The organism is Rothia sp. HMSC065G12, from assembly GCF_001811455.1.
GTDB classification, from domain to species: Bacteria; Actinomycetota; Actinomycetes; order Actinomycetales; family Micrococcaceae; genus Rothia; species Rothia dentocariosa.
On the sequence record NZ_KV804811.1, the window covers coordinates 79,876 to 106,207 of the forward strand.

25 protein-coding genes, 1 tRNA gene and 1 pseudogene are annotated in these 26,332 nt (G+C 49.4%); 2 read left to right on the forward strand and 25 right to left on the reverse strand.

The annotated features are described in order from the left end of the window. Positions 1–164: 164 nt before the first annotated feature. The 9 genes from HMPREF2804_RS02880 to HMPREF2804_RS11440 all read right to left on the reverse strand — a co-directional run bounded on the left by HMPREF2804_RS02880 (position 165) and on the right by HMPREF2804_RS11440 (position 7,800). On the reverse strand, positions 165–1,886 hold the full coding sequence (locus HMPREF2804_RS02880; protein WP_070535293.1) for an ABC transporter ATP-binding protein: 1,722 nt from the start codon (positions 1,884–1,886) through the stop codon (positions 165–167). A 64-nt stretch (positions 1,887–1,950) separates the two neighbouring features. Continuing rightward, positions 1,951–2,433, reverse strand: a complete 483-nt coding sequence (locus HMPREF2804_RS10695) for a CPBP family intramembrane glutamic endopeptidase (RefSeq protein ID WP_168162152.1) — start codon at positions 2,431–2,433, stop codon at positions 1,951–1,953. Positions 2,434–2,459: 26 nt separating this feature from the next. Next, positions 2,460–3,293, reverse strand: a complete 834-nt coding sequence (locus HMPREF2804_RS02885; protein ID WP_070535291.1) for a SagB/ThcOx family dehydrogenase — start codon at positions 3,291–3,293, stop codon at positions 2,460–2,462. A gap of 10 nt (positions 3,294–3,303) precedes the next feature. Then, a complete protein-coding gene (locus HMPREF2804_RS02890) occupies positions 3,304–4,704 on the reverse strand; it encodes a YcaO-like family protein (RefSeq protein WP_070535289.1) in 1,401 nt (466 codons plus the stop codon). Beyond that, positions 4,701–5,684, reverse strand: coding sequence for a hypothetical protein (locus HMPREF2804_RS02895; protein ID WP_070535287.1), 984 nt, complete (start codon positions 5,682–5,684; stop codon positions 4,701–4,703). The genes HMPREF2804_RS02890 and HMPREF2804_RS02895 overlap by 4 nt, the downstream gene beginning before the upstream one ends. Before the next feature lie 10 nt (positions 5,685–5,694). Beyond that, positions 5,695–6,372 (reverse strand): hypothetical protein, encoded by a 678-nt coding sequence (locus tag HMPREF2804_RS02900; RefSeq protein WP_070535285.1) that lies wholly within the window; start codon positions 6,370–6,372, stop codon positions 5,695–5,697. Continuing rightward, positions 6,362–7,075, reverse strand: a complete 714-nt coding sequence (locus tag HMPREF2804_RS02905) for a class I SAM-dependent methyltransferase (protein ID WP_070535283.1) — start codon at positions 7,073–7,075, stop codon at positions 6,362–6,364. The genes HMPREF2804_RS02900 and HMPREF2804_RS02905 overlap by 11 nt, the downstream gene beginning before the upstream one ends. Beyond that, positions 7,068–7,562, reverse strand: a complete 495-nt coding sequence (locus HMPREF2804_RS02910; RefSeq protein WP_070535281.1) for a hypothetical protein — start codon at positions 7,560–7,562, stop codon at positions 7,068–7,070. Before HMPREF2804_RS02910 ends, HMPREF2804_RS02905 begins: the two co-directional genes overlap by 8 nt. Positions 7,563–7,659: 97 nt before the next feature. Continuing rightward, the gene (locus HMPREF2804_RS11440) at positions 7,660–7,800 is read right to left on the reverse strand and encodes a plantazolicin family TOMM peptide (protein ID WP_141745260.1); all 141 of its coding nucleotides are present in this window, start codon (positions 7,798–7,800) and stop codon (positions 7,660–7,662) included. A gap of 220 nt (positions 7,801–8,020) precedes the next feature. Here HMPREF2804_RS11440 and HMPREF2804_RS02915 point away from each other — a divergent pair, with 220 nt between their 5' ends. Beyond that, the gene (locus HMPREF2804_RS02915; RefSeq protein ID WP_083308335.1) at positions 8,021–8,515 is read left to right on the forward strand and encodes a hypothetical protein; all 495 of its coding nucleotides are present in this window, start codon (positions 8,021–8,023) and stop codon (positions 8,513–8,515) included. A 78-nt stretch (positions 8,516–8,593) separates the two neighbouring features. Here HMPREF2804_RS02915 and HMPREF2804_RS02920 read toward each other — a convergent pair. The 6 genes from HMPREF2804_RS02920 to HMPREF2804_RS02945 form a co-directional block, all read right to left on the reverse strand. Further along, positions 8,594–8,680: transfer RNA gene (locus HMPREF2804_RS02920), tRNA-Ser, on the reverse strand. 226 nt (positions 8,681–8,906) lie between these two features. Beyond that, entirely contained in the window at positions 8,907–9,518 is a 612-nt protein-coding gene (locus tag HMPREF2804_RS02925; RefSeq protein ID WP_246824104.1) for a TetR/AcrR family transcriptional regulator, read from the reverse strand. Positions 9,519–9,566: 48 nt separating this feature from the next. Then, a complete protein-coding gene (locus HMPREF2804_RS02930; protein WP_070627212.1) occupies positions 9,567–12,131 on the reverse strand; it encodes a YhgE/Pip domain-containing protein in 2,565 nt (854 codons plus the stop codon). Positions 12,132–12,133: 2 nt separating this feature from the next. Beyond that, entirely contained in the window at positions 12,134–13,063 is a 930-nt protein-coding gene (locus tag HMPREF2804_RS02935; protein WP_070627214.1) for an ABC transporter ATP-binding protein, read from the reverse strand. Between the two features lie 366 nt (positions 13,064–13,429). Further along, on the reverse strand, positions 13,430–13,960 hold the full coding sequence (tadA, locus tag HMPREF2804_RS02940; RefSeq protein ID WP_070627216.1) for a tRNA adenosine(34) deaminase TadA: 531 nt from the start codon (positions 13,958–13,960) through the stop codon (positions 13,430–13,432). Between the two features lie 54 nt (positions 13,961–14,014). After that, the gene (locus HMPREF2804_RS02945; RefSeq protein WP_070627218.1) at positions 14,015–16,147 is read right to left on the reverse strand and encodes a RecQ family ATP-dependent DNA helicase; all 2,133 of its coding nucleotides are present in this window, start codon (positions 16,145–16,147) and stop codon (positions 14,015–14,017) included. 358 nt (positions 16,148–16,505) lie between these two features. Between HMPREF2804_RS02945 and HMPREF2804_RS02950 the strand changes: the two genes are divergently transcribed. Beyond that, positions 16,506–17,165: a DedA family protein gene (locus HMPREF2804_RS02950; RefSeq protein ID WP_048751718.1), complete on the forward strand. Its 660-nt coding sequence runs from the start codon at positions 16,506–16,508 to the stop codon at positions 17,163–17,165. 105 nt (positions 17,166–17,270) lie between these two features. Here HMPREF2804_RS02950 and HMPREF2804_RS02955 read toward each other — a convergent pair whose 3' ends face one another. The 10 genes and pseudogenes from HMPREF2804_RS02955 to HMPREF2804_RS03000 all read right to left on the reverse strand — a co-directional run. Beyond that, on the reverse strand, positions 17,271–17,978 hold the full coding sequence (locus tag HMPREF2804_RS02955) for a cation:proton antiporter family protein (RefSeq protein WP_070448751.1): 708 nt from the start codon (positions 17,976–17,978) through the stop codon (positions 17,271–17,273). A 171-nt stretch (positions 17,979–18,149) separates the two neighbouring features. Continuing rightward, positions 18,150–18,914 carry a hypothetical protein gene (locus HMPREF2804_RS02960; protein ID WP_070448750.1) on the reverse strand — a complete coding sequence of 255 codons (765 nt, stop codon included), beginning with the start codon at positions 18,912–18,914 and terminating at the stop codon, positions 18,150–18,152. 159 nt (positions 18,915–19,073) lie between these two features. Continuing rightward, the gene (locus tag HMPREF2804_RS02965; protein ID WP_246822581.1) at positions 19,074–19,961 is read right to left on the reverse strand and encodes a hypothetical protein; all 888 of its coding nucleotides are present in this window, start codon (positions 19,959–19,961) and stop codon (positions 19,074–19,076) included. Positions 19,962–20,266: 305 nt separating this feature from the next. After that, positions 20,267–20,800 (reverse strand): mechanosensitive ion channel protein MscS, encoded by a 534-nt coding sequence (locus HMPREF2804_RS02970; protein WP_070448747.1) that lies wholly within the window; start codon positions 20,798–20,800, stop codon positions 20,267–20,269. 347 nt (positions 20,801–21,147) lie between these two features. Then, the gene (locus tag HMPREF2804_RS02975; protein WP_246822580.1) at positions 21,148–21,993 is read right to left on the reverse strand and encodes a hypothetical protein; all 846 of its coding nucleotides are present in this window, start codon (positions 21,991–21,993) and stop codon (positions 21,148–21,150) included. Positions 21,994–22,111: 118 nt separating this feature from the next. Further along, positions 22,112–22,837, reverse strand: a complete 726-nt coding sequence (locus HMPREF2804_RS02980) for a hypothetical protein (RefSeq protein WP_070448746.1) — start codon at positions 22,835–22,837, stop codon at positions 22,112–22,114. A 165-nt stretch (positions 22,838–23,002) separates the two neighbouring features. Then, positions 23,003–23,815: a hypothetical protein gene (locus HMPREF2804_RS02985; protein ID WP_070448745.1), complete on the reverse strand. Its 813-nt coding sequence runs from the start codon at positions 23,813–23,815 to the stop codon at positions 23,003–23,005. A 237-nt stretch (positions 23,816–24,052) separates the two neighbouring features. Next, positions 24,053–24,664, reverse strand: a complete 612-nt coding sequence (locus HMPREF2804_RS02990; RefSeq protein WP_070448744.1) for a hypothetical protein — start codon at positions 24,662–24,664, stop codon at positions 24,053–24,055. Positions 24,665–24,802: 138 nt separating this feature from the next. Next, positions 24,803–25,771: a skin secretory protein xP2 (protein APEG) gene (locus HMPREF2804_RS02995; RefSeq protein ID WP_246822579.1), complete on the reverse strand. Its 969-nt coding sequence runs from the start codon at positions 25,769–25,771 to the stop codon at positions 24,803–24,805. 104 nt (positions 25,772–25,875) lie between these two features. After that, a pseudogene (locus HMPREF2804_RS03000) lies at positions 25,876–26,332 on the reverse strand (hypothetical protein); the annotation flags it as partial.

Below are 26,332 nucleotides of genomic sequence, written 5' to 3' on the forward strand. Positions count from 1 at the left end.
CTATGACCCAATGGATTAGTTGGCTTGATTGTAAGATTCCACAGTACCATTAGATAAGGATTCATGGTTTTACATACTGGAACATAGGGGGTGATCTATCCTAATGAATAATCACTATAGATATAAATCCTCCCTACCAATAAATACCTTTATTATAAAATAAGCTAATCCAGATTTATTTTATCCTCTCGCTCCCACATTGCACGGTAATAATTAGATATTTTTAATAATTCAGCATGCTTGCCAAAAGCTTCAATGGCTCCACTTTTCATCACCACGACGTTATCCGCATGCTGTGCTATGGATACCCTATGTGAAACAATAAGTTTAGTTTTTGTTCCCTGTAGCAGTTCTGAACTAAAGATTCGATCTTCTGACTCACCATCAAGCGCGGATGTTGGCTCATCTAGGAGTAGTATAGGTTTATTACTAGCGATAGCACGGGCTATAACAAGCCGCTGGCGCTGTCCACCAGAGAGCTGTGCCCCTGCCTCTCCAAGCACCGTATCCAACCCATTTTCTTTAAAACGTGTATCTAAACCTACATCATGGAGCGCTCTGATTAAATCTACGTCCTTAACTTTTGGATTTCCAATAAGAAGATTTTCACGCACAGTCCCAGGTATGACCATTGAATCTTGATCGACATATGCAAATAGGTCACGCAAAGCATACAAATCCATGCACGAAATATCCTGTCCTCCAATACTGATGACACCCTTTTGTGGAGTAATGATTCGTAGCAACATGGCTAATACAGTAGATTTTCCAGCTCCTGATGGACCAACAATAACAGTAGTCGACCCATGCTCCAAGTTAAGAGTGAAATCTTTTAAAAGTTTCTCTGACGCACCATAACTAAACTCAATATCTTTAAAAATAATTGATTGATTCTCCAATGTTTTCTTTACTCCATTCGTTTTCTCTAAAGGAATATCGAAAATTGGTTGAACACGCTTAAACGCACCTTCACCTTTTTGAATAAAACTGATACAGCCAAATGCTTCACCAAAAGCACTTGTTGCCACTGAAAGGTAAAGAATGAAAGATATCAAACCTTCCATAGTAATCGTATTGCCGATAACCCTCAAACCACCATATGCCAATACCACAAGCAAAGATAGTTGTAACGTGAGATTGGAAATAGAACCCAATACTGCATCGAAGGCAGCAAGCACACGACCACGACCTTCAATACCTCGAATGGAAATACTAAGATAATTACCAAATTGCTTTAGTGAGTTGGATACTTTAAGAATGCGAAATCCTTCAATAAATTGGACTATACGTTCAGAAAATAAACCCACTTCATCGTGATAATTCTTAGAGTAACCATTAAGTTTACGTGAAGATAATAAAAAAGCTGTAAATATTATTATTAGTAAAATAAAAACTACAGTAAATAATTTTATATCAATACAGGCCATACAAATTGCAGATCCAATAACCAAAATAATTGATTGAGGTAATCGAAAATATCCATCGGAAAAAGCACTTTTTACCTGGGTTATATCTGCCCCTAGACGAGATGCAATCTCACCTTTGGACCATTGTTCGACTTTAATGATATGCCCAGACAAAAGGTGTTTTATCAACTGGCGACGAAAATTAGCAGCTATATTCTCTCCAGCAATACCGAAGGTATATTGTTCCACTGCTCTAGCTATTGCACCGACTATCAACAACACTAGTAATGCAAACCCATAAGTGCTTATAGCAGGGCGATCCCCTCCTCCAAGCAGCTGATTAAGTAAATAGGGCTGAATAATTGGGGCAATAGTTGCAATTATAGAAGAAATAATAGCCAAAAAAATCACACTATTACTTATTGAAGCATAACTAAAAATACCTACCAAACGATTTCCAATATTTTTGTGAGGTTTCATTCCTTATTCCTTTGAGTATTTGATTACCATAAAACAAAACTGCAATTCGATAATACAATTTATTTCATCGAGTAAAATTGTAAAAAACATGGAATACAATAGAAGACATTAACCCATATTTTTCACGAATTTTAGTTGCCAAAAAAGCAAATAGCAACATATGTAATACTGCTTTCTCTCGACCGAGTGGATAATGCAATACACCAAACCCAGCAATTGACGTCACTCTATCAAAAGATCCATCTATATTTCCTCGCCAAATAATCTCTTCTGCTATTGCCACTGAGATAAGATTCAAATCTTTTAGCCGCTTAGTGTCTATATTCGGCGGTAGCCCTGCTACCCAACGACTAACCTGAGCAAAAGTAATCCCAGTAGCGGCACCCATAATAAAACTACTAACATTAGATTTACTTATATGCTTTTGTTTTATATCTGGAATATCTAATAATGCAAGTGCAAGTGTAGGACCATCGTAATAGAAAAATTCAGGCGCGTTAATACGCCATAAATTTTTAGGAGCTTTTAGCGTCCAAATACAATGCATTCCTCGTAATATACACTGGATCATAGTTACGCACGTTCTCCCAGTGCAATAATGTACATCGGAACATCGTCAATACCATTTATATCAGGGAGAAAACTAACAATTTCGTTATCAATGAACCCACCGAATATACGCGTTCCCAGCCCCAAATCAGTAGCAACGGTTAGCAAGTTTTGGGCTAAATGCCCAGATTCAATGCAACAAAACCGATAAGCTCGCTGAGCATATTTAAATCTACACCGCCATATACTTGCGCTAATAATGATAAATGCTGATGCTTCTTTAATTGCATCAGGCAATAGTAAAGCATCACGAAAACTGTCCAAGTCAATACCTTGAGCCATATCAGTTAGGCCATGCCGAAATGGGTCAAAGAAATAGAGGTTCTCTGAAGTAAGACCTGTAACATCACGTGTTACTATGAAAATATCCAGTGGATAAAGGGCACCACCTGATGGCGTGTTTCGACGAGTTTGCCCGCCATGCACATCGTAGGCACCATAGGAATTTTCCAATACTGATGCAAGCACTGAGAGCTTCAGTGATTTTTCTTTAAACTGCTGTGTGGATCGTCGTTGCGAAAGAGCACGCTTGAGTGCCTTAGATATCTCTGTGACCTCTTTGAATGAAGTGAATACTCTAGAGTCGTACCGGCGAGCAGAACGCATGGTTGTTCTCTGCAGGTCTTCCGATTCCATCAGAGTTGGAATCATTGGAGTCTCCCATGCTAGCCCTTCACGAGTTAACTTAGAAGCTTGAAGATAATTTTCGGCAGGATCATTAATTCCTGGAACCGGTCCCCCATGTATGAGCTCACGAATATTGGACCCATGCTTTTGTAAAAAGTTTTTATCATTCATAATGTGTACCTTACGGAAATGGATGCGGCCATTGATTAAAATCGGTTATAGTAAGTTCGGTATTCTTGAATCCCATCTCGACAGGTCGATTCCGAAGCCTCGACCCTCCAAGGAAGCGTCGTCCATAGCCACAATCGAGCTGCTGAAAACCGTGGATAATAGTTTTGAATACATGTCCTCCGACTTGGCTAATATCAGGAGTCGTCAGGTCAAAAGTGAGGACTCTACCATTTTGCTGTCGAGCTTTCTCAATCAGTTCCTTAAGTTGAATAATTTTCGAGTTAGATTTTTTTAAGTCATGTGCATTATTCAAGGGCTGTAGCTCTCCTTCGTAGAAGAACCTAGCTTTGTCTGCGGCTTCTCGCGGAATATAAAACATGATGTGGTCTTCGAAATCTTTGATGGTTTCATAGAGATCATCCGTTAGATTAATATTGCTGATTCCATCTCGCTGATTGGCTTTTACCCAATTGCGAGTTTGTAAGCTTTCTACTGAAGCCGATTTGCACGCGTCGAGTAATGATGCAGCAGATGATGCTCCAAATGCTATTGGAGCCACATCGGTCGTCCGGTTTACTGATACTGCAACAACCGTTGGAATCTCATTCACCTTTGAGACATCAATCAGCTCGACATCAATTCCAGAAGGTTCGATAAAATCTTTCCAAAAATATCGTAGCTCTTTATCGCTGTATGGATCGATGCGTGGAAAAGTTAGTCCACCATACCATGCTATACAAAATGCATCTCGTTCAGCTTGCTCATAAAGCCCAGAGATAATAGCGTCGAGAGGAGTGGAATGTGATGCCAAACCACTACTTGTGCTATATCCAATTGGTTTTCCTTCAACTTCGGCAAAATTAGTCAGCAATAATAACGCAGCTGGATAATAGATTTCAGTACTATTAGTTAGGTCAAATCCACGGACCCAGTGGATCACACTATCTTCATTGAATTCTCGAAATTCAAATCGAGAATCCTCAAACTGTGTTGGGTCAAAAAGACTAATATCATTCGGATCTATTGCTTGAAATCCATCATTAATAAGCTCACGGTATGAAGCTTGTCGTTGCAAATCAAAGTGAGGATAAGCGCCACAATAACGTTCAATAGTCTCACCGACGGCTGCAAGATAAGTTTGGGTCTCATCAATCCAGCCACCACCATTATATTTGTTGGTCGTGGTACCAAGGGTAAATTTAGATTCTGCAGCAGTTGACCCGATAGAGAAAGTATAAGCATCATCCCAATCGTGAGTACGGTCTACAGCACGTACTACGACACCATATCGCGAAGATGTAACCTTTCGTGAAAACTCTAAACCTAGTTTCGTGAGGTTAACAGGCTTATCCCATTCTTTTAAATAATCCAAGAATTCTGTATATGTCAGTTTTGAACGTTGTGTATTCATTTTTGCCCCATTTCTCCATGAAACCAAATCTGTGGATATCCAGTGTGTGCAGTTGGAGAACATTCTTCACATCGCGGTACTCGCAATATGTAATGATTCTCGGCAACGAATCCATCCATAGAATTAGAAAAATGGGTAGTATAACCATGTGGTGCCTGACCGATGTATCCATTAAGTCCTACATGCATAATAGAAGAACGTGCTATTTGAGCAGATAGGATAGTCGTTGCAAGCGAATCGTCAGCATACAATGAACGAGTTACTGGCCTAGCAATAGTATCCAAATCTGGGGCAACATAGTTATCGCTCCAGCTCACACTAGTTTTACGTAGACGATAGCAACGGTAACATGCGCTCGAATGGGGATAAATCCATGGACCAATCTGCGAAGATGTACCCATCGGTGGGGAAATAGGTAGCCATACTCGCCACTTCTCTTTTAGGGCAGTTTCATTTACATGATCAAATAGCTGATCACCATCTGCTGAACCAACGACAAGAATTAAAGATTTTTCACTGAGTGCACCAATACTCTCTAACTCATTACAAACATGCACATTCATTCCTGTACCAGTTATTTCATGCTCTATATCATTTTTAAGTTGATATGCAAAATCTTTCTCATTTGGTGCAAAAATAATAATTGTTGCAGAATCAAGGGCAGATTTTATTTCAGAAATTTCACACGTACCCTCAGAATAGTTATATAGGTTAAGAACAATATTTGGCCAAGGCTCAGCTTTATCTACTTGCACTAAAATACCTGCATCTTCTAGAAGAACCAGTGCTCTTTCCAAAGATGCCCGTTGTTCAAAGTCTTCTACTATCTCCGAATCAATAATACCACCATCTGCACACATCTGAAGAATAAAATCCAGGAGTGTATGATCTTTAATTTTCTTGAGGGACCGCTCGCCGTTGATCCAAATATTGTCTTTATTATATTGAATCGTGTGGGCAGTATTAAGGCAATATTTCATGTCCTTGTCCTTACTTCCTTTTCATTAGACCTTTTAGGTTTCCAACCCATTCGTCTATTTCTTGTACTGTATTTTGGCAAAAAAATTTGTTACTGACAGGCCCGCTGAAAAGACTTTGAAAGCTAGCGAGTCGTTCGACTGAATCTTTTTCAGCAAATTTTATTAGCGTCTCGACATACTCTGTTGGTGGAAGTTCAATGTACTCAAAAACCGATCCTGCTATATCTTTAAGTTCTTTAGGATCAAGTTCAAAATCAAGATATACATCACTTACCTCACCGATGTTTATTTGAGATAACCCATTGCAGAGAGATCTTGTTGTTGTTGCTCGAAATTTTTCATGAGGCTCCATAACTAAAAAGTAGCCAAATCTTTGTGCATTAGCAATATATGCAGTCCAATCTTCTGGTAAGGTTCCCATGTATATTGTTTTATGCTGTGGCGGTAGACAGGATTCTACATGATTAATCCACTGTGCATATGCTTGATTGCATTGTTCATAGGAGATAAACGGACGTAATACGACAAGTTCATCAATACCTTCCCAGGTAGTCGACTCAATCTTTTGTCCGACCTCCTCCCAATTCATAGTAAATAGATCAATGATCTGTCTAGTGGTTTGAAATTCGGGAAAACCTGCGATAAGCCTATTGACAAAGGGTCGTGTTCCAAGGTAATTAGCCGACATTTAGTTCCTTTCGAGTTATTCTAATAAAAAAAAGAGTAGTGAACGGCTTTTGGTTTTGAATAGAATTATAATCAATTTCCTGCGGTTCCAACCCTATATCGACAAACCATTTAATTTCTGATTCACAAGTTGCAGACAAATCTTCACACAAAATGTTAATATCAGACTCAGCCAAAGACGAGTTGTATTGATCAATCTTATACCGACTCAAGGGGGCTGCATTAAGTGGATAAGGAATTTCACACAACTTTAAAAGGTCTACAGCAATGATCTGTCCGCCTGGTGGAAGTGCATGCGCTACCTTAATAAGATCTCCAACTGGATCGTTCCAAAGCCCAAGACTCAGCACAGATGTTACTACATCAACATGTGTGTTTTGCACATAATCGATAGCAGATTCCGAATCCCCAAGATGGGCTTTACACTGTTTTGAGTGTAACTCTTGTAAAGATTCTATGCATTTTTTATCTGGATCAAAGCCTATATATGTAACCGGGATATCACGATAGTACAGAGCTTTAAACAATTCTCCATACCCACAACCAATGTCTATAAGTCGAAACGGTTTCATTCGAGAAACTTCACATGCTACCATTTTTGAATAGCGTAAGTCATAGGGTTTATCATGACCGCGAGCAATGTGCCGCAGCGATTCATTAACATACCAATCGCTAGCTGAGGTTACCCTTTGGGCTTTATTCATAATTTTTCTCTCTTACATGTGCATACCATTTCTCGACGCCCCACCACATCAGCGGCGTGAAGATGACGGCGATGACCCAGTACACGAGCCAGAAGCTGCCCCTAATCCCAGTCACCAAAATCTCAGCAACAAGCAGAACCACCGCGATTAAGCACGCCACCACGCACTTCTTCAGCTGTTGTGCACTGTTTGCCGCAAGTACCGCTGGGGTGGCACCAGAAAATTTTCTATCGAAAGTTTGAATAATGCTACGGCCAAAAACAATGGAGAACGCAATATAGAAGGCCGCGAACCCGTGCATAAATTCCGCAGTACTGGTCTGTCGTAGCGTGATGAAAGAAAACGCTAGCAACATCATATCAATCAGGGGAGTTGCCGCTAAAAGTGTGATTCCAAGTTTAGGCATTTTCAGGGTGTAACGGAATATGCTTCCTAATACTAGACATACCCAAAACATCACCTCAGTGACGATAGTTGCTATCAGCATACTCTTTCCTTTAGATAGACGAAGATAAAGACCCACACATTCTATTATGCAGGTCTTTATCTTCTTGACAGACCTTTACATTTAACTTGCGAAATGGTTAATTGCTCCAGCAGCAGCAACAAGGAACAGTGCTACAAGTGCAACGTGCAGCGGTTGGTTCGAATGCCTTTCCCGCAGTTTGAACATTTTCGACTGTAGTATCGAAGTGCTTGGGCAATGCAGCTAATAGGTCAGACATAATATTCTCCTTAAAAGAATTATTTGATTACAGGAATAATTGATGATCCAAGAAAAACCAAGTACTAAAAGGCTTAACCTGAACCTTCAAATCTATCGATATTATATATCGATAATTACACCTTAGCATTACATTGAGTAGTGTGTAAAGAATTGTTTATTTGTAAATTAATTCTTGTTTTGAAGCTTAGTGGTTGGAGCACCTTCTTGTTATCCTGTTTATGCCTTCTGTGGTGTGGGGTTTGTGGGTGTGCAGGGTCTCGTACCGGGAAATCCTGCCCGAGAAACTCATGAGGGTCAATAACCGGGGACGTAAGCAGGTGCTGCACTACTGGCAGATTGACTCTAGCTATTTCACCCTATTAGGGGATGAGAACGGGCTCTTTGAGCTCACCGATACCGCAGGGGTGGTGTATCGGTTTAAACCGCATATAGAACCGTGCCGGTATCTGGGTTCTCAGGTGGCGTTTCGGTTGGATTATGGGTATTGGGCTGATCCGAACAATACTCAGGATGCTGAAATACTTGTGCAGTATATTCGGGAAAAGTTGTGGGTGCAGCGTCTGTTGGAGGTGCCCACTGTTTCGGGGTTAGCCCTAGACGGGGTGGGGCTAGAGTATAGGCCTGCTGGTGGTCCTGGTTTCGGGCCCGAGTTCCGTAGTAGGCAGAGCGTGTCGGGGGATTTCACCTGGGCCACAAACTTCGTCCTCACCTAAGCCTATGGTTCCATAAGCGTGACATGCAGAAAACCCGTCGGGTCTTAAGAATTTTAAGATCCGACGGGCTTAGTTATGCGGTGGTGGAGGGATTTGAACCCTCGTTGGCTGTTACACCAAACATCATTTCGAGTGATGCACCTTCGGCCGCTCGGACACACCACCAATAGGATATGATTCTACCGCATCCGCCCCAAGGGGGCAAAAACTCCACCCCCTTGCTCGGTGTTCCATCCAAGGTATGGGGACACCCTTCAAATCCTTAGCGACAAGCGCATCATACCGCTTATTCTGCCTGCCGAACTTAGTTCCTCACCCAGGGGATCGACCTTCAGTCAAGAGCGAACCCATAGCGGCTGTGCACCCCAATATCGCCTGAAAGCCGCATCCGTCAGTGCCGAATATAGCCGTCAAATACCAGCATGACCGCACGGGTTGAGTCCTCGATGCTACGCTGCACCCCGTGTATCTCCCGGTCCATCGCCAGCATAAAAGTAGCACCAAAAATAGAAAGCGCCAACGCACGTGTATCCTGGGCGGTATCGATCGTGTAGCGGCTGCGCAGGGCGCGTACCTGCGACTCTATGAAATCCAGGATTTCTTGGCGGTTGTCCACCATTGAGTCGGTCCAGGCATCCAGCCCCTTCCACACTTCGCTCACCCAGAGCCTGGTGAATCCTCGGTGTTCGTGCAGATAGGTGAGCGCCGTGGAGATGCTTTTGCGCAGCCCTTCGCGCGGGTCGCTCTGAGCGACGGAAGCTTCGCTCATGCTCTCCACGAGCAGGTGCGTGCCGTATTGCAGAAGCCGGTCGATCATGGTTTTCTTCGACCCGAAGTTGTAGTACACGGTGCCTTTGGAGACCCCGGCGCGTTGGGCGACCTCTTCAATGCTCACGTGGGCGCTTCCCCGATGCTCCATGATCTCCATCGTGGCGGTGAAGAGTTTGCGTTGGGTTTTGCCGGTGCGGCCCGGTCGGCGTGCGGGGTTCGGCGTATCGGGCATGGGGATGGTTCCCTTCGTGGCGGTTGCTGTTCTCTCCATACTAAGGCCCTATACAGTGATTTCGGGGATTAGTTTTTTCAGGGACCAGATGCGGTCGCGGCGGGTTCCCAGGTACCCCAGCACCAGACCGGCGGCACCCCACAGCAGCAGGTACATCATGATCGGCATCAGGCTGGATTCGTTGATGCCGTAGCTGAGCCTGCGCATACCGGTGACGGCGTAGCCCATGGGGAAGAAGTCGTGCATCCATCTCATGGCGTGCGGCAGGGTTTCGTAGGGCATGGTGCCGCCCGCCGTGATGAGCTGCAGGATCATGATAATTAGGGCTATGAGCTTGCCGGGCGAGCCGAAGAACACCACCACGCCGTGAATGAACAGGGTGAAGATCGTTGCGACAAAGCAGAGGAAGAAGAAGGCAAGCCACGGATGCGCCATCTGGAATCCGAGCCCGAATTTCACTGCCGCGAACATGAGTACTGCCTGGGCGATACCGATCAGTCCGAACGGCAGCCAGCTTCCTAGGATGATGCGCGCTGTCGGTGCCTTTGAGGCCAGTGCACGGTTGTTGAGCGGGCGCAGGGTTTGCACGAGCATCAGACCGCCGATCCACAGGGCTAGGCACATGAAGAACGGTCCCATACCCTCGCCGTAATTACGTCCGTTGGCTAGGGAACTGTGTTCGAGGTCCACGGGTGAGGACATGACGGAGGCTACGTCTTTTTGCTGTTCTTCGTTCAAGTTGGGGATTTGGCGGGTGCCGTTGTGCAGTCCGGTGGAGAGCTGCCCGGTTCCGTCTTTGAGCTGCCCCGTGCCGTCGGCGATTTGGCCGGTGCTGCTGTTGAGTTTTCCGGTGCCATCGGCAAGCTGGGACGACCCATCCTGCAGTGTGGTTGCGCCGTCGTGCAGTTTATTTTGGCCGTCTACGGCTTCTTTTTCGCCATCGGCAAGCTGCTGTGCGCCGTTGTGCAGGTTTCCGGTACCGTTTTTGAGTTCGCCGGTGCCCTCGGCCAGTTGGGATGCTCCGTTATTGAGGGTGGAGGCACCATCGGCAACTTTCCCGGTGCCGTCGGCGAGTTTAGCTGAACCGTCCGCTAGGGTGGTTGCCCCGGAATCGAGTTTGGTGATGCCGTCGCGCAGTGTTCCGGCACCCTGCGCTACCGCCGTGGCGCCGGAGTCGAGCTTATCCACCCCGTCAATCAAGGTACTGAGTTTTTGCGCTGCAGCGGATTCCCCGGTGGCCACACAGTTGTCATTTTTGAGGGTTTGCAGCTTCGCCAACACATCTGAACCGGCTTGTCCGTGCTGCGCCAGATGGTTTTTGAGTGCCTGATCGTTCGCGGATGCTACAGCCGATTTCGTCTGTTCGGAATTGATGTTGGCGACGATCGCGTCGGCGGTTTCCTGGCTGATGGAGCCGGATTCGACGAGAGGCGCTAGTTTCTGCCGGGTATCTTCGGCAACCTTAGACACCACCGTATTTGACAGATCTGTGCCAAAATCCCCGCTTGGGGCGGAGGTGTCGATTGAGTTCAGGTTTTGGCACATGGCGGTGAGCGTTCCGGGAAGTTGACGCACTCCGTCCTGATCCAGTGCATTCTTGAGCGAATGCGTTCCGTCGGCGACCTGCTGGGCACCTTGGGCGAGGTCGTTCGCGCCTTTCTTAAGGCTGCCGGTGCCGTTTGCGAGGGCTGCGGAGCCATCCGCCAACTGGGAAGCGCCGTTATGCGTGTCAGAGGCACCGTTGGCCAGGGTTGATGATCCGTCAGCGAGCTTGACCGCACCGTCATTGACTTTTCCGGCACCCTGGTTGAGGGTGCCTGCGCCGTCAGCCAACTGGGACGAACCGTCGGCGAGCTTATTTTGCCCTTCGATGAGCCTACTGGAACCATTCACCAGCTGCTCAGACCCGTCCGCGAGCTTGACGGCACCATCGTTGAGGGTTCCGGTTCCGTCAGCGAGTTGGGTCATCGCATCGGAAAGTTTGACGGTGTTCGCGTTGATTTTGTCGGCGCCGTCGGCTGCCTCATTCATTTTGCCGTGAATGGTCGTGAAGCTTGCCAGCAGAGTGTTCGCCGTCTTATCCCCCACCTTGGAGGCCACGGAATCCCGCACGGCTGTTCCCGCCTTCGTCACGATGTTGGTGAGCACATAGTTATTGGCGTCGTTCGTGATAATTTCCAGCCCGGCGGCCTGCGGGTTAATGGGACCGGTGTTGCCTTTCTCATCAGGTTTGAACGAGCCGGTACTCACGAGCCTGGCCGAGAAGTCTTTCGGAATCACGAGCGCAAAATCATAGGTCCCGTCGCTGACGCCTTGGACGGCCTTATCACGGGTCTCTACGCTCTTCCAGTCGAAGGTTCCCGCATCCAGCAGGCTCTTTTTGACATCCGCACCGGTGTTCAGATCGTTGCCGGAGGCATCTTTCGCGCCCTCGTCTTCCACCACGAGTGCGCCCACAATACCGTTCACATTCCCGTAGGCATCCCAGTTGCCGTACAGGTACAGTGAACCGTACAGCAGCGGAATACACGACATAGCAAGAAGCACCAGTACCGGAAGCACCCCGGAGGTTAGACGCTTAAGTTCGACAAGCGCAACACGAACTACACTCACAGTTACTGTTCCTTCTCTGCTGGGTTCTTCGGGTTTGATAATTCTTCGAGCTGTTCTTCGTGGTCTTCGAGGAGAGCCTCGGGTACTTCGGATGCGTTCACCGCCGAGTCTTCCTGCGGTGACCGAACGGTCTGTACCTTCGCGCCCGGATCCTCGCTCTCTAGCGTCTCGCGATCGTTCGGGTCGCTATGATCGTCGTCGTGGTGGTGGTCGCTGCCGAGCAGGTCATCCAGGGACGAGTCGGTTTCCTCCCGCGCGACGGTGAGGCGGATACTCTCGCGCGCATCCTGCGGGGTTTCTTCAAGGTCTTCGTGGGCGTCACCAACCACGGCAGTTTTGCCGTCCCAGCTTTCGGAAATATGCGGAACTACGGCGATCACGGCACGAGGATCGTCTTCGTTTTCGGCGAGTTCCTGCAGATACGGCAGCCACATGCGGGTGTGGTCCAGATGCCGTGACGGAGTATCAAATACCAGAAGATCGGAGCGGGTATGCGCCGCTAACGCGCTCATCAGACGGATGTTCTGCTCACCTGTAAGCTGTTCGGTCCAGAGCCTATCGAGCTCGCCTAAATCGTTCTGCTCCAGCCAGTGGCTTGCTCGGGGCCGACCGAAGAACGGCAGAGAGTACGAGAGCATTTCGGAGACGTAATCATGCACGCGCATATGCACTTCGGGGGCGGTAACTTCTGGGGAATCAATAATGTCAGAGATACTGCGCAGGTGGCGCAAACTGACGGGGCTTCGGTGGTCCCAGCTGAGGGTTCCGCCGCTGAGCTTCAGCCGCCCGGTAAGGCCTAAGCTTAGGGAGGTGCGTTCAATCTGGCTGTCGGCCTGTATCAGGATGACTTCGCCGCGTTCCACCGTGAAGCTGGTACGACCGAAGAGTGCCTTATGGCGGCCCCGAGCCCAAATATCGTCTGCGGTTAACATGTGTGCTGAACCTTTAAATGAATACGTGTCAGGATTCTTGGCGCGTCCCCGCGTTAAGTGGCACGCAGGACCCTGAATTACCTCATCTATCGTAGATCCGCAGAAACAGTGCACATGACCATTTTTTGACGATTTCCGATATTATTTTTGAAATTTATGGATTATTTTTCAAAGAAAAAGCGATTTTCGTTCAAATAAGGGGGGAGGAAGTCGTACCGGTCCCTTTCGCTTCCTCTCTCCCCTATCGTCCTCTTTGTCTTCTCCGAACAAAAGGCTCGTGATGTGAATAAAACGTTGGAAACCGTTTGATCACATCACGAGCCTTTTATGAAGGCACAAGGATTTTAGGCAAAAATACCCAGCGGCTTAGACCCCTTGCTGCGGGCGGCGGACTTCAAAAAATGTGCGCATCAGCCCAGCACATTCCTCGCGCAGCACCCCGGCGTAAACCTGCACATCAAGCCCTAAACGACGGTCACGGAGAACATCATATTGACTCCCCACCGCACCCGTTTTTTCTTCCCAAGCACCCATCACCACCGTGGGTATGCGCGCCATCAGAATCGCCCCGGCACACATGAGGCATGGTTCAACGGTCACTACGAGCGTGCACTCTTCCAATCGCCAGGTCTTAAGATGCTGTGCCGCCTGGCGGATCGCGTGGATCTCAGCGTGCCCGGTGGGGTCATGATCGTGTTCGCGGCTATTGTGCCCCGAACCGATAATCTCACCTTCGGCATTTACCACCACTGCGCCGACAGGTATCTCACCGGCGCATGCTGCGCGCTTTCCTTCGTCGAGAGCCAGGCGCATCCAGCGTTCATGCTCAGCCAATGTCGCAATGGTGCTGAGGGCTTCACCGTCACCGGCGTGAGCACCACTATTGTTGTATTCCATATCGTCTATATGTCCTTGTCAAAAGCTATATATTCCTCATGAGAAATACAATTCTCAGTGTGTCACAGCCAGCGCGAAGGGGTATACGGCGGATGCTCCACCCGCCCGCAGCCGCTGCGCCAACACGGTGATGCTCCAGCGAGAATCCACAATATCGCTCACTAAAAGCACAGGCCCCGGATGCTCACGCAGCCTCTCGATCACCTCAGGCGGAATCTGGTAGGAACGCATAACATCGGCGCATCGGAAAACACTGTTACCGCCGAAGAAACGCGGTTCGGCAGCCAGCTCAGCCTTGCCCAAATACACGAGTTTACCGACATGAGCCAGCCCCTCCCCCAACGAGCGCGCTAACGTGGGACGCACCGGAGACGGTACCGTGAGTACGGTTTCGGGGCGGCCGGTTTCGCCCCAGTCCCATGCCGCAAGAACCCGCACGCAGGCCTGCCCGAGAGCTTGGGGGACGGGCGTATCGAGAGGTTCTCCGGATTCGTCGGTCGCCAAAAGTTCACGCACACGGCTGCCCCACCCCACATCGCTGAGGCGTGCCAGCGCGTAACCCGGTTCGGCGCGCTCTGACACCGGAATCTTACCCTTCGGCGCGTTCTCTCCCGCGAGCTCCTGCAGCCCGGTAGGCCACATGCCGCGCGGGGATATTTCTACGCCGACCGCGTTGAGTGTTCCTTGGGCCTGCTGCACGGCGCGCTCAGAGACCTGTTCGGGGTACCAGGGGCCCGCGCACCTATCGCATTTTCCGCACGGAGCCGCCGTGGTATCGTCCAGCTCGCGTGCCAGAAAGACCATGCGGCACCCTTCGGTACTTTCGTAGGCGAGCATGGCCTCTTGCTCCCGAACACGCGCCTGCGTCACGGCACGGTATCGCGGTGCATCGTAGCTCCAGGGAGTACCGGTGGAGTACCAGCGTGAGCCGATTTTGCGCACCGCATCCTCAACATCAAGTACTTTGAGCAGAAGCTCTAAGGTGCTTCGGCGTAACTGTACACGTGCCTCCAGCGCGGGTATAGAAAGCCCATCAGGCTCATCCGCCAGCGCCTCACACACGGCGTAGGCGTTCTGTTCGTCGGGCATGGATGCGGTCGCAAAGTACTCCCAGATCGCGCGGTCTTCACGCCCGGGCAGCAGAAGCACATCCGCATGGTCGGTGCCACGGCCGGCACGACCCACCTGCTGGTAGTAGCTCACCGCCGAAGAAGGTGCCCCAAGATGCACCACAAACCCTAGATCGGGTTTGTCGAATCCCATACCGAGGGCACTTGTGGCAACAAGCGCCTTAACCCGGTTGGCTTTGAGGGCTTCTTCGGCTTCGCGGCGTTCATCGGGATCGGTTTTTCCGGTGTACGCAAGAACCTTGTGCCCGGCGGTTTGCAGCAGTCGTGCGGTATCTTCGGCGGCGGATACTGTCAGGGTATAGATAATCCCCGACCCCGGCAGCGTATCAAGGTGTTCAACCAGCCAGCCTAGACGCTGCGCTTCGTCGGGCAGCTGCAGCACGCCCAGCCTCAGCGAATCGCGGGTGAGCGAACCGCGCAGCACCACAACATCCTCGGGGCTGGCGCCTGCGGCAAGCTGCTCGGCAATATCGCGGCTTACACGTTCGTTCGCGGTTGCAGTCGTCGCGAGTACGGTAATGTTCGTATCGAGCTCACGAATAAGCGCCCCGATGCGCCGGTAATCGGGGCGAAAATCGTGCCCCCAATCGGATATACAATGCGCTTCATCAACCACCAGAAGACCAAGCCGCGGCTGAAGATAAGGCATCCACTCTTCACGAAATGCGGGGTTATTGAGTCGTTCGGGTCCAATGAGGAGAACGTCCAGATCGTTTGCATCAAGGCGGGCGCGTATTGCCTCCCATTCGGTCACGTTAGCGGAGTTCACCATAGCGGCACGAACCCCGGCGCGTTCGGCTGCCTGCACCTGGTCGCGCATGAGCGAAAGCAGCGGGGAAATAATGAGGGCAACCCCGGAACCTTGGGCGCGCATCAGCAGCGCCGAAATAAAATACACGGCAGATTTTCCCCAGCCTGTACGCTGTACCACGAGGGTGCGGCGGCGGTTGGTGACAAGCGCCTCGATAGCCTCAAACTGCCCGGGGTGAAAGCTCGCATTCGGGTTTGCGGTGAGCTTTCTGAGCAGGGTTTGGGCGTTTTCATGGAGTGTTGGCATGGGGTTCCTTTGTGAGGGGTTTCTCCCATCATGGCAGATTTCAAGGCTCCGCACATGCTGTACGGTTACCTCGTGCATACAGGTTTGGGAATACTATCACGGTCACGGAATATATGGGCACGGGCTTCACCATCCTTATATTCCTCATTGGGCATAAACGCCATGATTCCATCAGTTAGCCAAGCTCGTGAGGCAGGTTCACACTCTTAATCGTTTCTCACAAAGAATCCCGGTAGAATATTGCGAGACACTTCATAGCTTCCACATATTTTTGCCTTAGTGGTCTCTCAGGCAGACCGCATAGGATTGTGTGCAAGCACCGCGCGTGCCTTGTGTTCGACTACTTCAGGATTTTTCTATGGCTTTTTTTATCCCCGTACTTCTTGCTCATCTTCCGCTGGGGCTCCTCGGTTTCAAGCTTGAAGATGTGCTGATCAGCACCGGTCCGTGGGTTCTGGTGGTTTCGGCCATCATCGTTTTTATCGAATCGGGCGTGCTGTTTCCGGTGCTTCCGGGCGACTCTTTGATCTTCGCTCTGGGTATGCTCCACGACCGCATGGGGCTGTCGCTCTGGTTAGCGTTCCCGGTTCTTATCATTGCGGCGGTAGCTGGCGGCGAGGTCGGGTATCAGCTGGGTGCCCGCTATGGCCGTAATCTTTTCAAAGACGATGCAAAAATCCTGAGCACCAAGAACCTGCACGCTGCGGAAGAATTTTTTGCTAAACGAGGCGGTTTCGCGCTTGTTGTAGGTCGCTTCGTACCGATCGTTCGTACCTTTGTTTCGCTGGCGGCGGGTATTTCTTCGTATCCCCGCCGCAGGTTCAACCTCTGGAACATCCTGGGTGCCGTCCTGTGGATTGGTTCTATTGGTATGGCAGGCGTGCTGTTGGGTGGTGTCGAGTTCATCCACAACAATATTGAGATGCTTGCGGTCATTATTGTGTTGGTTTCGGTTCTGCCCGTGACTTTTGAATACCTGCGCGGCCGTTCCAAAGCCAAGAACGAGGCAGCCGAGTAGGGGCGCCTAAATCTCAAACTTCTGCGTATGCATAAGGGGGCGGCGAATACAGTCTGTATTCGCCGCCCCCTGCTATATGCTTATATTCTTATCGAAGCATATATCCTAATGGTTATAGGGTTGGCTACCCTGCTGCTGGTAGGGATTTACGCCACTCTGATTCTGCTGGTACATACGCCAGATGCGGCTCTGAGCGGTATACTGCGTAGCATCACGCAGCACCATGAACACGATAATGGCGCCCTGCAGAACCGTTGAGAAGATTGTCATACCAATTGACACAGGGTCGTTCATCGTGGAATACGGGGAATAACTTACCGACCCTGTACCAGCACCCGCGAGGATCATAATCAGGGTAATCACACCGAATGCAGTACCAATACTACTTAAGACCAAAGCTGTAATACGCGCCCAAGTGTGCCCTTTGGCGTAAAAATAACCGATAACGACCGTAAGAGCGACTATGATGACGGCTATCAGAATGCCAACAACAATACTCGTTGTTATCAACGAGTCTGAAAAGTTGACGCTACTGTAGTTCCCATACGGAGAGTACTGGTTCTTCTGCTGTTCGAGCAGGGCATTCATCCTGTCTCGAAGGGTTACCGAGTTGTAAATACTTGATACCAGGGCATAAAGCGCATACCCAAAGATCAGGTAAATACCTGTTTTTACTACCGTGCTGGGTTCGGGTTTTTTCTCTGGAACGGGCGCATAAGCCCCTGACTGGTATGGCTGGCTATAAGGTCCTTGAGGTTGTTGGGTGTATGAGGGCTGATACTGCGGATCTTGATAATAGGGATTTTGGCTCATGATGTGTCCTGGTGACTCTTATCGTGTGTACCGGTGCTATATCTATGGCGGTCGTATGCATGCCAGCAACACTTTTATATGGTGCAAAAACGCAAAACGCTCGCCATACTTCAATGGTAGTGTACGGCGAACGTTTCTGCGCTGTTGAGGGCGCATCCGAGTGTTTATAGGCTAGTTCAAACGGTACCCATCACCATTGTCGTACCGGTTATTAGGATTCTGCGGTGCGGGGTTTGGTTGTGATTGCGGGTTCTGTGCCTGCGGGTTTTGTGCAGCCTGACCGAATCCTTGTTGAGGCTGGGATTCTGTGGGCTGTTGAACGGGCTGCGGGCCCTGATCCTGCCGGTAGTTGCGCCAGAGGCGGCTATCGCTCGTGTACCGAGCGGCATCACCACGAAGCATGAAAACCACTACCGCAATCTGCAAAATAATGCCCAATATAAGAACTATGTATACTGCAGGGCTTATAGATACCTGCTGCACCCCATCCATCTGAGATGTAACGGACTGTACCAGCGACTGGGCGAGTAGGGTGAGCAAGAAGTAGAGCAGATCACGAATGGTACCAATAATCCCCAGGACAAGGGCGGTAATGCGTGCCCACCCGTGACCCTTAGAGTAGAAGAATCCGAGGAGAATAGTAAACGCAGCAAAAATTGCACTGATGACATAGCCGAGTCCCATCGAAGAGTTTACTTCGGTCGTCTTGCCGTTCTCCGTGTGGTATGTCTGGAACCCGAAATCATCCAAACCAACGATGGCTCGCATGATCATGTACAGTGCCACGGCGTAAATCAGGTAGGTGCCGATCTTGACGACGGTAGTGGGCTCGGGTTTCTGCGTTGGCACGGGTGCGTATTGAATCGCCGGGTGCATGGGCGCGTTGGGATGCGGCGGCTGGTATGGGGGTTGTTGACCATAAGGATCTTGACTCATGGCTCCTCCTCAACAATGTTTTTTGTGGTTGGGCTGCGGAATTCTCACTTCGATTGTTGAGAGTTCCTTAAAAAATGTTCGTCGTGCCCCCGTCTGAGGTGCACGACGAACATTGTTAGGCATGCACGAAGTGCATCAAACCTATGAAATTTTCAATCTCTAATTCAGATTGTACCCGCTATTGCCCTGATGGTCTTGGGGATTTTGCGGGTTTTGCGGCACATTATTCTGCTGAGCCTGCGGATTCTGAGGAGCTTGCGGGTCATATCCATACCCCTGCTGCTGAGCCTGCTGGGTATTATGCTGTGCAGCGGGCACCTGTCCTTCGGATGCGGGCACGGCGAGGGCGCTGGCATCGACGGGCTGATTTTCCTGCTGTTGTGCAGCTACCGCGCCGTAATATTCCCGAGCCTTCTTCATGTATTTAAGAGTGGTTGGCAGCCAGATCAGGATAATCAGAAGAACCTGGATCACGATAGAAGCTAGTTCGAGATAAACCCCAAACTTTATAGCGGAAAAGAATCCTTTGTACTTCTCTGGGAAAAGGGGATCGCTTATAATTTCGTCAAAGCTATTAACGTTATCCAGAGCCTCTGGCATTCCATTAGCATAGATCACTGTAAAGATACCGGCTACAGCAGTAAGACCGATAGCAGATCCTAGACCGCCTTTCTTCATATTTCTTGCTAGTGTAAAGAAAAGAAGGGCAATTACGATGCCAAAGATAATTCCTCGGGGGCTAGAATCAGTAATTCCAAGTTCACTTTCGCTGATGTTATATTCTTGGGCGAAATTTTTTGCCTGCGGATGTAGGTAAAGCCCCATAATAATATCGATAATCCGCAAAAGAGCCGCGATAATACCCACGATGAGAACGGCGACAACGGTTCCTCGGTACGCGGGCTTCTCAGGAAGATCTGCGGCGGGAGCGGGGGCGTTCCCATACATGGGCTGACCGGCGGGTGCGGGTTGTTGGGGGTAGCCTTGGTTTCCGGAAGGCTGAGGGTTTTGAGGCAGAGCCGGGTCAGGTCTATGCTGCTCGCTCATCGGTGGTACTCCTTTGTTCTCGGTTACCGTGTTAAACGGCTGTATTACGAGCATAGCGGAGCCTTAGTTTCAGGTCATACATTATTGACCGATGTCGTGAAATATTTTTTAATCACGCCGAGCTCAACCTGATATTTCGTCATATACGACGAATTTTTGAACACGCCCGATCTCGAATTTTATTCGGGAAAAACCCATCATCAACCGCAAACCATCGCTCCCGAATTCAGAAAAGCTGACGCGCCGCCATTGGCTCAGGAACATAGCCCGGATTTATCTTGTAAATAGGCTCCCAGAACCTATGGCTAACAGTGGGCGCATGCCTGACGGTAGGCGTTGCTCTCACGCATATACAGGGTAACGCTGGCGGGGAACATCAAAAATCCTAACAGCACCAGGTGCGTCAGTGCCGCCATGCTCAGCACCACAACTGACAAATATGACCCCGGAATATCGGGAACGGCAGGGCGCAGCCAGCTCAGAGTCAGCAGGGAGGTTCCCAAGGTCAGCAGCGCGAGTGAAACCAGCAGAGCACGCGCCAGCGCATACCCCCGAAGAATAAAAATTCCTAGAATAACGTGCAAGAAAACGTTAGCAATAGTCAGAGCGTTACCCAGAGCAAAATTTTCAAAATGCCATGATGCTGTCAGGTATATGGTGCGAAGAATAGCAATCATCATGCTGGCGCATGCGGATATCTTCACCGCACGGGGTACATAGGGGTGCTCTAAAGAGGCTCTCGGTATGGGCGAATAATTCACCATATTCTTTTCGCCCATATACCCAGAGGCCAGTGTTGTTTTGGAGTATTCAGAGCGTACAGCACTGTCATAGCTCATCGGCGGTATTCCTCCTAGAGGGCTGCGGCATTGTACGAAAGCACCTAAGGTCTTAGCTGAGTGTTACGAAGAACCTCCACAACCCTTAAAGCACACGTTACAGGTTCATCAAGTAATATGACAATATCTCTAGGTTTTTGGACTGTGTTTTAATATTGAAAAGCGTCGATTTAAGGCGCTTATAGTTTCATTATTTATCGGTCAGATACCCAGAAATAAAGGCTTTATGGACATACAAGAAATTATTTACGCGCAACGAGATCAGTTATAAAAAGGGTGCTGCAGCATATATGTTAAATATATGCCGCAGCACCTTCACGAAGTAAAACCCTTATATCCTCAGGGAGCTAAAGCTGCTGCCCTCCAGAGGAAGGCTGGTTCCCTGGTGCCTGCCCCGGATGCGGCGCGGGTGCCGGATATGCATAGGGCTGCGGCATTCCGTAGGGGCTATTGGCCTGGTTCCGCGCCCGCCGCACCGAAGTACGCTGGCGAACATACCTATTCGCGGGCGGCAGCCACATCAGAATCAGGGGCAGAAGACCCACCACCAAAATGGAGATATAGATGATGACAAGTCCGAAAGCTTGACCCCGAAGATCCACCAAATCCGTAAAATTGGCAAACTCGTTGTAGCCTACGATCGAGTCCATCAGGAAAAGCATGACTAAGAGCGTATTCAACACTGTAAAAACCGTCAGAACAATACGCGCCCAGTTGTATCCCAGGAAAATAAAAATTCCGAAAAAAATGTAGATGATGCTGAAGAAGATACCAAAAACAAAACGGCCTACTAGACCGACCTGCATATCTCGAAGTTCATAAAATTCCGGTTTAGCAATGAACTGTTGATAAGCGCTCTCCCCCAACGATTGACGGAGCGCTTCTATCAGGGTGTTCACCATAGAGGCCATAACGCCGTATTCGATGACGCGCAAGATGGGCATCAAGATCGCCAGGATGAGGACAGACAGCAGCAGAATCGACATTTTCGGTTTTACGGCTGATTCCGGCGGCGTGGAAGGTGACGGCGCCGCCTGATGCACCGGATTCTGCATATAAGGCTGCGAGATCTGTGAGTTTACGGGCTGGTTCTGCCCATACTGATTCTGCGGCTGGTTTGGGTATGCACCCGATGTCTGTGGAGCTTGCGGCAGCTGGGGGTCTGGGCCGGTTGGCCTGGGGTATTCATTCATCGACAATAGTCCTTACGGTTATAACGGGGGGGGTGAAGCACCGCTTTGGGCTTCCTTTCGAGAATAGCGGAAAGTACTCACGCTACCTAGCATTCGGGCTTATTTAATGACAACCAGGCTATGAGCTTGTACCTTTAGCCTGCTCTTTCGAGGCTGATTCCGTCTGAGCCGCCGACTGAGCGATGTAACGCTTACTACCCGCCTCAAGCGCCTTTTTAGCTTTCCAGTAGGCTTTAGTATTCCGCATATACACATTCACGGGCGGCATCCACACGAGAACAACCAGGCAGATGTTCGTCAGGAAAAGTAGCATATATATGGCCACCAGAGCCCCTAAATACCCCTGCGCATTCGCAAAAGCCGGCGCCTCTGGGTTAGACATCGTATAAGCCTGCCCCAAAGCGCTCATACCGCTCATTAGCATGCCCAAGGAAGCAAGAATAGTCAGCAGAATGCGACCCCAGTTTTTCCCACTATTCACGACGAGCCCAAAAAGAATATAAAGCAGAGCAGATGTCAGCACGGAAAGAAAATGGAATGTGAGCGTTGAGTTTAGCTGCGCCTGTGCAAACATTCCAGATTTCATCTGCTCAAGAGACATATCACCATACGCAGGTACGTGCGTGCGTGATTGATGCCATTTAAGAGCCTCGCTCAAATATGAAGACGTTAGGACATACTCCACAAAACGCAGGATTGGGCACACGGTAGCGGTAAAAATTGCGAAGACAAAAACAAAAGTAGGTCTTTTAGGCTCCTTAAAGGCGGCAGCGAGACCTCCTGGATTCGGTGCTGCCTGATACGAGGGCGTGCCTTCCGGCATGGGGGCGACAGAATATGTCATGATGCAGTCCTTACACGGGTTTTATAAAATTTATAGTGTTGCATGAATACTCTTTTGAGCATACTAAAAAGTTCTTTGAACACCAGCATTGTGGTTCTCTTATGAACCGAACCTTGGCGGCTTAGATTCTGCCGCCGCCCTAGCTGCCGATCACAATCTGCTCGTCTACGACTGCCGCCCGGTATTGGGGTTGTAACCTCCTGGCTGCTGACCCGCATAGTAACCTGGCTGAACAACGTGATATGCATATACCTGCTGATATTGAGTCTGTTCCATTAAACGCGCCAGCCGATATGCCTTGAGTTTGCGTACATAACGATTAGCCGGACGAAGCCACATCACAATTATCGTAAGTAGGTTAACCGCGCAGAGGGCAGCGTATAGAATCACGAGCACCCTCATATACCCCTGTACCTGTGGATTTTGTGAGATCCCTTCAATACCTGTCTGTGCGGTATTAAAAGCCCAGCATTTGAAGGCGCTCATAATAATCCCGATAACGGCAAGAATTGTCAGCATAATACGCGCCCAATTCCGCCCCACATATGCGAAACAGCCGAAGAGCAGATAAAGACACGAAGACACAAAAACAGATACCAGCAAAAGGGCTGCCTGGGCGCCCGAGAGTAAAAATGCGGGAACCGCAATGGCCTCGCGATCAATATTCTCTGCATACTGTTGGGAGCTTACCCAGCGTGCCGCCTCGTTCATTAACGATGCACTGACCAGATACTCTATGATCCGTAACGCGATACATGCCAAAGCACCCACAAGAACCAGTGTCAGTACGAATGTTCGTGCAGGTTTTTCAATCTTAACCGCGTTATTGCCATATGTGCCCTGAGGGGCAGTTTGAAGGGGAACTGTAGGATTCTGCCCCTGCCCCACCGCCATATGCTGCTGTAAATGCTGCACATAAGGGTTTGTAGGTTGCTGGGGTGAGGGGTCTCCTGAAGCCGGGTTTGGGTGGTTGGTCATCGGCGATTCTCCTTGAGGTTTTAGCTCAATAGAACTGTGAACTTATTTCTGAGAGTAGCCGACCTCAAGGGCGGTTTGCAGTATTTACACCCGTATTCCATATGTGGAATATTTCTCAGCAGGTTTTCTGCGATATACAAAAGGGACTGTACCAGCTCGGAAAATACCTGGCACAGCACCCTCAAAATACCCTCTCACCTGTATATATTCCAAATAGAGAATATACCGTGGGGTGGTTTAGAACATCAGGGAATCCTCACGCTGCTCGGCACGCCATAAACTTCGCGCATGCATGTATTCGCGGGCGGCACGGCTCCAGATCAGTCCAAGAGCAATAACGCTCATCACAAGATACGGCATACCCACATAAAGAGGCACATAAAGCGGCGACGAGTTGGAATCCAAGAGGAACTCTACTTCCTCCATAGGAGCCCCATTAAGACCGGCCATGATAACGCCCACCAGCAAGAGCACAATAAAGGTACAGAGCATTCCCAACAGCAAGGAGGCAGTCAGCACATACGCAGCCCACCTATGCCCGCGTAAATACGCAAATAACACCACCACATGAAGCGCCATCAGCACGAAGGTAGCCATCATGAAAAATACGAGGGGAAGCTGGTCTTTGAGCGTCAGAAAAGTTTCTGATTCCCAGAGCGACACGCCCTGCAGCGGCACCGTAACAACCCAGACGATATACGAGATCAGAATGTACGCCCACATCCCTATAAATATCGTCATGATGAGGGTTGCCAGAGACACTTGAAGGGGCCTTATAGGCTTGCCCGATATCTTCGACACTAATACCGTGGCCCGATCGTCATGCGGATGCTCTGGCTGGTTTTCCACCCGGGTTTTCCCCTCTCGTACTGGTTTCTAGTGTTAGATTAGCAAGGTTTGCCAGCAAGAGACAGAAACAACGCCGCCGCGCATGTCATATCATGTCGCGCAACCACACAGTGAGTCCCGTACAGATGTTTACGAAGACTAGCGAATACTCAATGTTGGACGAGCAAGTATCGCGCGCAGAGTATTGAACTTATACAGGGTTACACTCAGCAATGCGATTTCAAGAAGCCATAAAGCACCCAGCGCGCAGAGCACAATCATGGGGTCAAGACCCAGTGAAATACCATCCCAGTTCAAGACGAGAAGTAGGAATGTGATGGGTGAAAGTACCAGTCCAACACCGATAAAGCAGATCAGCGAAAATATTCCCCATACGGAATATACGGAAGCGTCCGAAGCGTCTTTGGGCGGACGCGCTAACGGCCATACCTGAACAACGGTGTAGATTGTGATAATCAGCCAGAATCCCCACCCCATATTGGTGGTGTAACGTGCAATAATAGCGCCTTCAAAAATCCCCAAGAGAGTGAGCACTGCTAACCGGATACCGATGATGATGTTCAGGGAACGTCGTCGTGCATTTATTGTTTCAATGCCTACCTGCATTTGAGAGAATGCGCGGCTCAGATTCTTCGGCGTATATGCCTGATGTGGAATACTATTCCGTCGCGGCGATACATCCTGCTCAACCTCTTGTGAGGTTTGTGATGGGGCAGGTTCTGATGTAGCGGATACATCCGAAGAACTAGACGTAGGCGGCGTTGATGCGGGTGCGGGAATAAAACGTGGGGCAGGCGCATCTTGAGGTGCCTGAGGCTCGGCAGTTTTCGGTTTCGTAGCTGCCCGAAGCGCCTGACGAACCGCGCCCTGTTTCTTGGGCTGCGGTGGCTGTGGGGCTGGTTCCGGCTCCCCAGAATTCTGTCGTGCATGCTCAAGGGCGTATGCGGGCGGCGCTGCCGGAACCGCGTGGCGAATCGGTGCCGTGTAGCGGGTGGGCACCGCATCCTGACCGGCCGGCGGGGCTTCGCCCCGAGGCGAAGCATCTTCGGCGTTCATGCGGGCAGAAGGAAACGCATCGGCATCATGCACGCGAGATTCGTGATCCACAGCAGTTTCCTCCTCCCCATATATCCTAATCCTAAGGATTTATACGGATTTTCCGACGTATAAATTCCCGAAGCCGCATGAGTTTTTTATCTACGCATACCCTATCACGGTTGGTAGGTATTCTTCGGGGAATATATACCTCGTTTCATGCGCGATGCATACACAACAAATACGATCGAGAAAGCTAAATCAACCGCAGGTGCAACTGTCGCCAGGAGGGCGACTAATGCCCCTCTACCCCCGTTATGTCCCCAGGTCGCCATACTTCCAACTGCTATGAGTAAAACTAGGGCTCCTCCCATAGTTCCCAAGGCTGAAAGTACAATCCCAATAATGTTGATAACGCGCACCATCAGATAATGGCGGTTATTTTTAACGGCTAACCAGCCAAAAATATTGCAGATCATAAAGGCCGCGATAAATATTACTAAAATATACCCAGGTGCAACGACTATACGTTCACGTGAAAGGCATTTATCCTGATCCAATGCCCCTTGGCACGAATCAAACGTGTCATTAATACCTGAATTGACTTCCTCTACCCCGTGAACGGGGTAAATT

What these genes read in the sequence shown, in the direction of transcription:
- HMPREF2804_RS02915 (WP_083308335.1), top strand. Translation starts at nt 8,021, where the DNA reads ATGCCTTCTGTGGTGTGGGGTTTGTGGGTGTGCAGGGTCTCGTACCGG.
- HMPREF2804_RS02965 (WP_246822581.1), bottom strand. Translation starts at nt 19,961, where the DNA reads ATGAGCGAGCAGCATAGACCTGACCCGGCTCTGCCTCAAAACCCTCAG.
- HMPREF2804_RS02985 (WP_070448745.1), bottom strand. Translation starts at nt 23,815, where the DNA reads ATGACCAACCACCCAAACCCGGCTTCAGGAGACCCCTCACCCCAGCAA.
- HMPREF2804_RS02890 (WP_070535289.1), bottom strand. Translation starts at nt 4,704, where the DNA reads ATGAATACACAACGTTCAAAACTGACATATACAGAATTCTTGGATTAT.
- HMPREF2804_RS02935 (WP_070627214.1), bottom strand. Translation starts at nt 13,063, where the DNA reads ATGTTAACCGCAGACGATATTTGGGCTCGGGGCCGCCATAAGGCACTC.
- tadA (WP_070627216.1), bottom strand. Translation starts at nt 13,960, where the DNA reads ATGGAATACAACAATAGTGGTGCTCACGCCGGTGACGGTGAAGCCCTC.
- HMPREF2804_RS02980 (WP_070448746.1), bottom strand. Translation starts at nt 22,837, where the DNA reads ATGACATATTCTGTCGCCCCCATGCCGGAAGGCACGCCCTCGTATCAG.
- HMPREF2804_RS11440 (WP_141745260.1), bottom strand. Translation starts at nt 7,800, where the DNA reads ATGTCTGACCTATTAGCTGCATTGCCCAAGCACTTCGATACTACAGTC.
- HMPREF2804_RS02975 (WP_246822580.1), bottom strand. Translation starts at nt 21,993, where the DNA reads ATGAATGAATACCCCAGGCCAACCGGCCCAGACCCCCAGCTGCCGCAA.
- HMPREF2804_RS10695 (WP_168162152.1), bottom strand. Translation starts at nt 2,433, where the DNA reads ATGCATTGTATTTGGACGCTAAAAGCTCCTAAAAATTTATGGCGTATT.
- HMPREF2804_RS02900 (WP_070535285.1), bottom strand. Translation starts at nt 6,372, where the DNA reads ATGTCGGCTAATTACCTTGGAACACGACCCTTTGTCAATAGGCTTATC.
- HMPREF2804_RS02880 (WP_070535293.1), bottom strand. Translation starts at nt 1,886, where the DNA reads ATGAAACCTCACAAAAATATTGGAAATCGTTTGGTAGGTATTTTTAGT.
- HMPREF2804_RS02895 (WP_070535287.1), bottom strand. Translation starts at nt 5,684, where the DNA reads ATGAAATATTGCCTTAATACTGCCCACACGATTCAATATAATAAAGAC.
- HMPREF2804_RS02945 (WP_070627218.1), bottom strand. Translation starts at nt 16,147, where the DNA reads ATGCCAACACTCCATGAAAACGCCCAAACCCTGCTCAGAAAGCTCACC.
- HMPREF2804_RS02910 (WP_070535281.1), bottom strand. Translation starts at nt 7,562, where the DNA reads ATGCTGATAGCAACTATCGTCACTGAGGTGATGTTTTGGGTATGTCTA.
- HMPREF2804_RS02960 (WP_070448750.1), bottom strand. Translation starts at nt 18,914, where the DNA reads ATGAGTCAAGATCCTTATGGTCAACAACCCCCATACCAGCCGCCGCAT.
- HMPREF2804_RS02955 (WP_070448751.1), bottom strand. Translation starts at nt 17,978, where the DNA reads ATGAGCCAAAATCCCTATTATCAAGATCCGCAGTATCAGCCCTCATAC.
- HMPREF2804_RS02970 (WP_070448747.1), bottom strand. Translation starts at nt 20,800, where the DNA reads ATGAGCTATGACAGTGCTGTACGCTCTGAATACTCCAAAACAACACTG.
- HMPREF2804_RS02925 (WP_246824104.1), bottom strand. Translation starts at nt 9,518, where the DNA reads ATGCCCGATACGCCGAACCCCGCACGCCGACCGGGCCGCACCGGCAAA.
- HMPREF2804_RS02885 (WP_070535291.1), bottom strand. Translation starts at nt 3,293, where the DNA reads ATGAATGATAAAAACTTTTTACAAAAGCATGGGTCCAATATTCGTGAG.
- HMPREF2804_RS02950 (WP_048751718.1), top strand. Translation starts at nt 16,506, where the DNA reads ATGGCTTTTTTTATCCCCGTACTTCTTGCTCATCTTCCGCTGGGGCTC.
- HMPREF2804_RS02905 (WP_070535283.1), bottom strand. Translation starts at nt 7,075, where the DNA reads ATGAATAAAGCCCAAAGGGTAACCTCAGCTAGCGATTGGTATGTTAAT.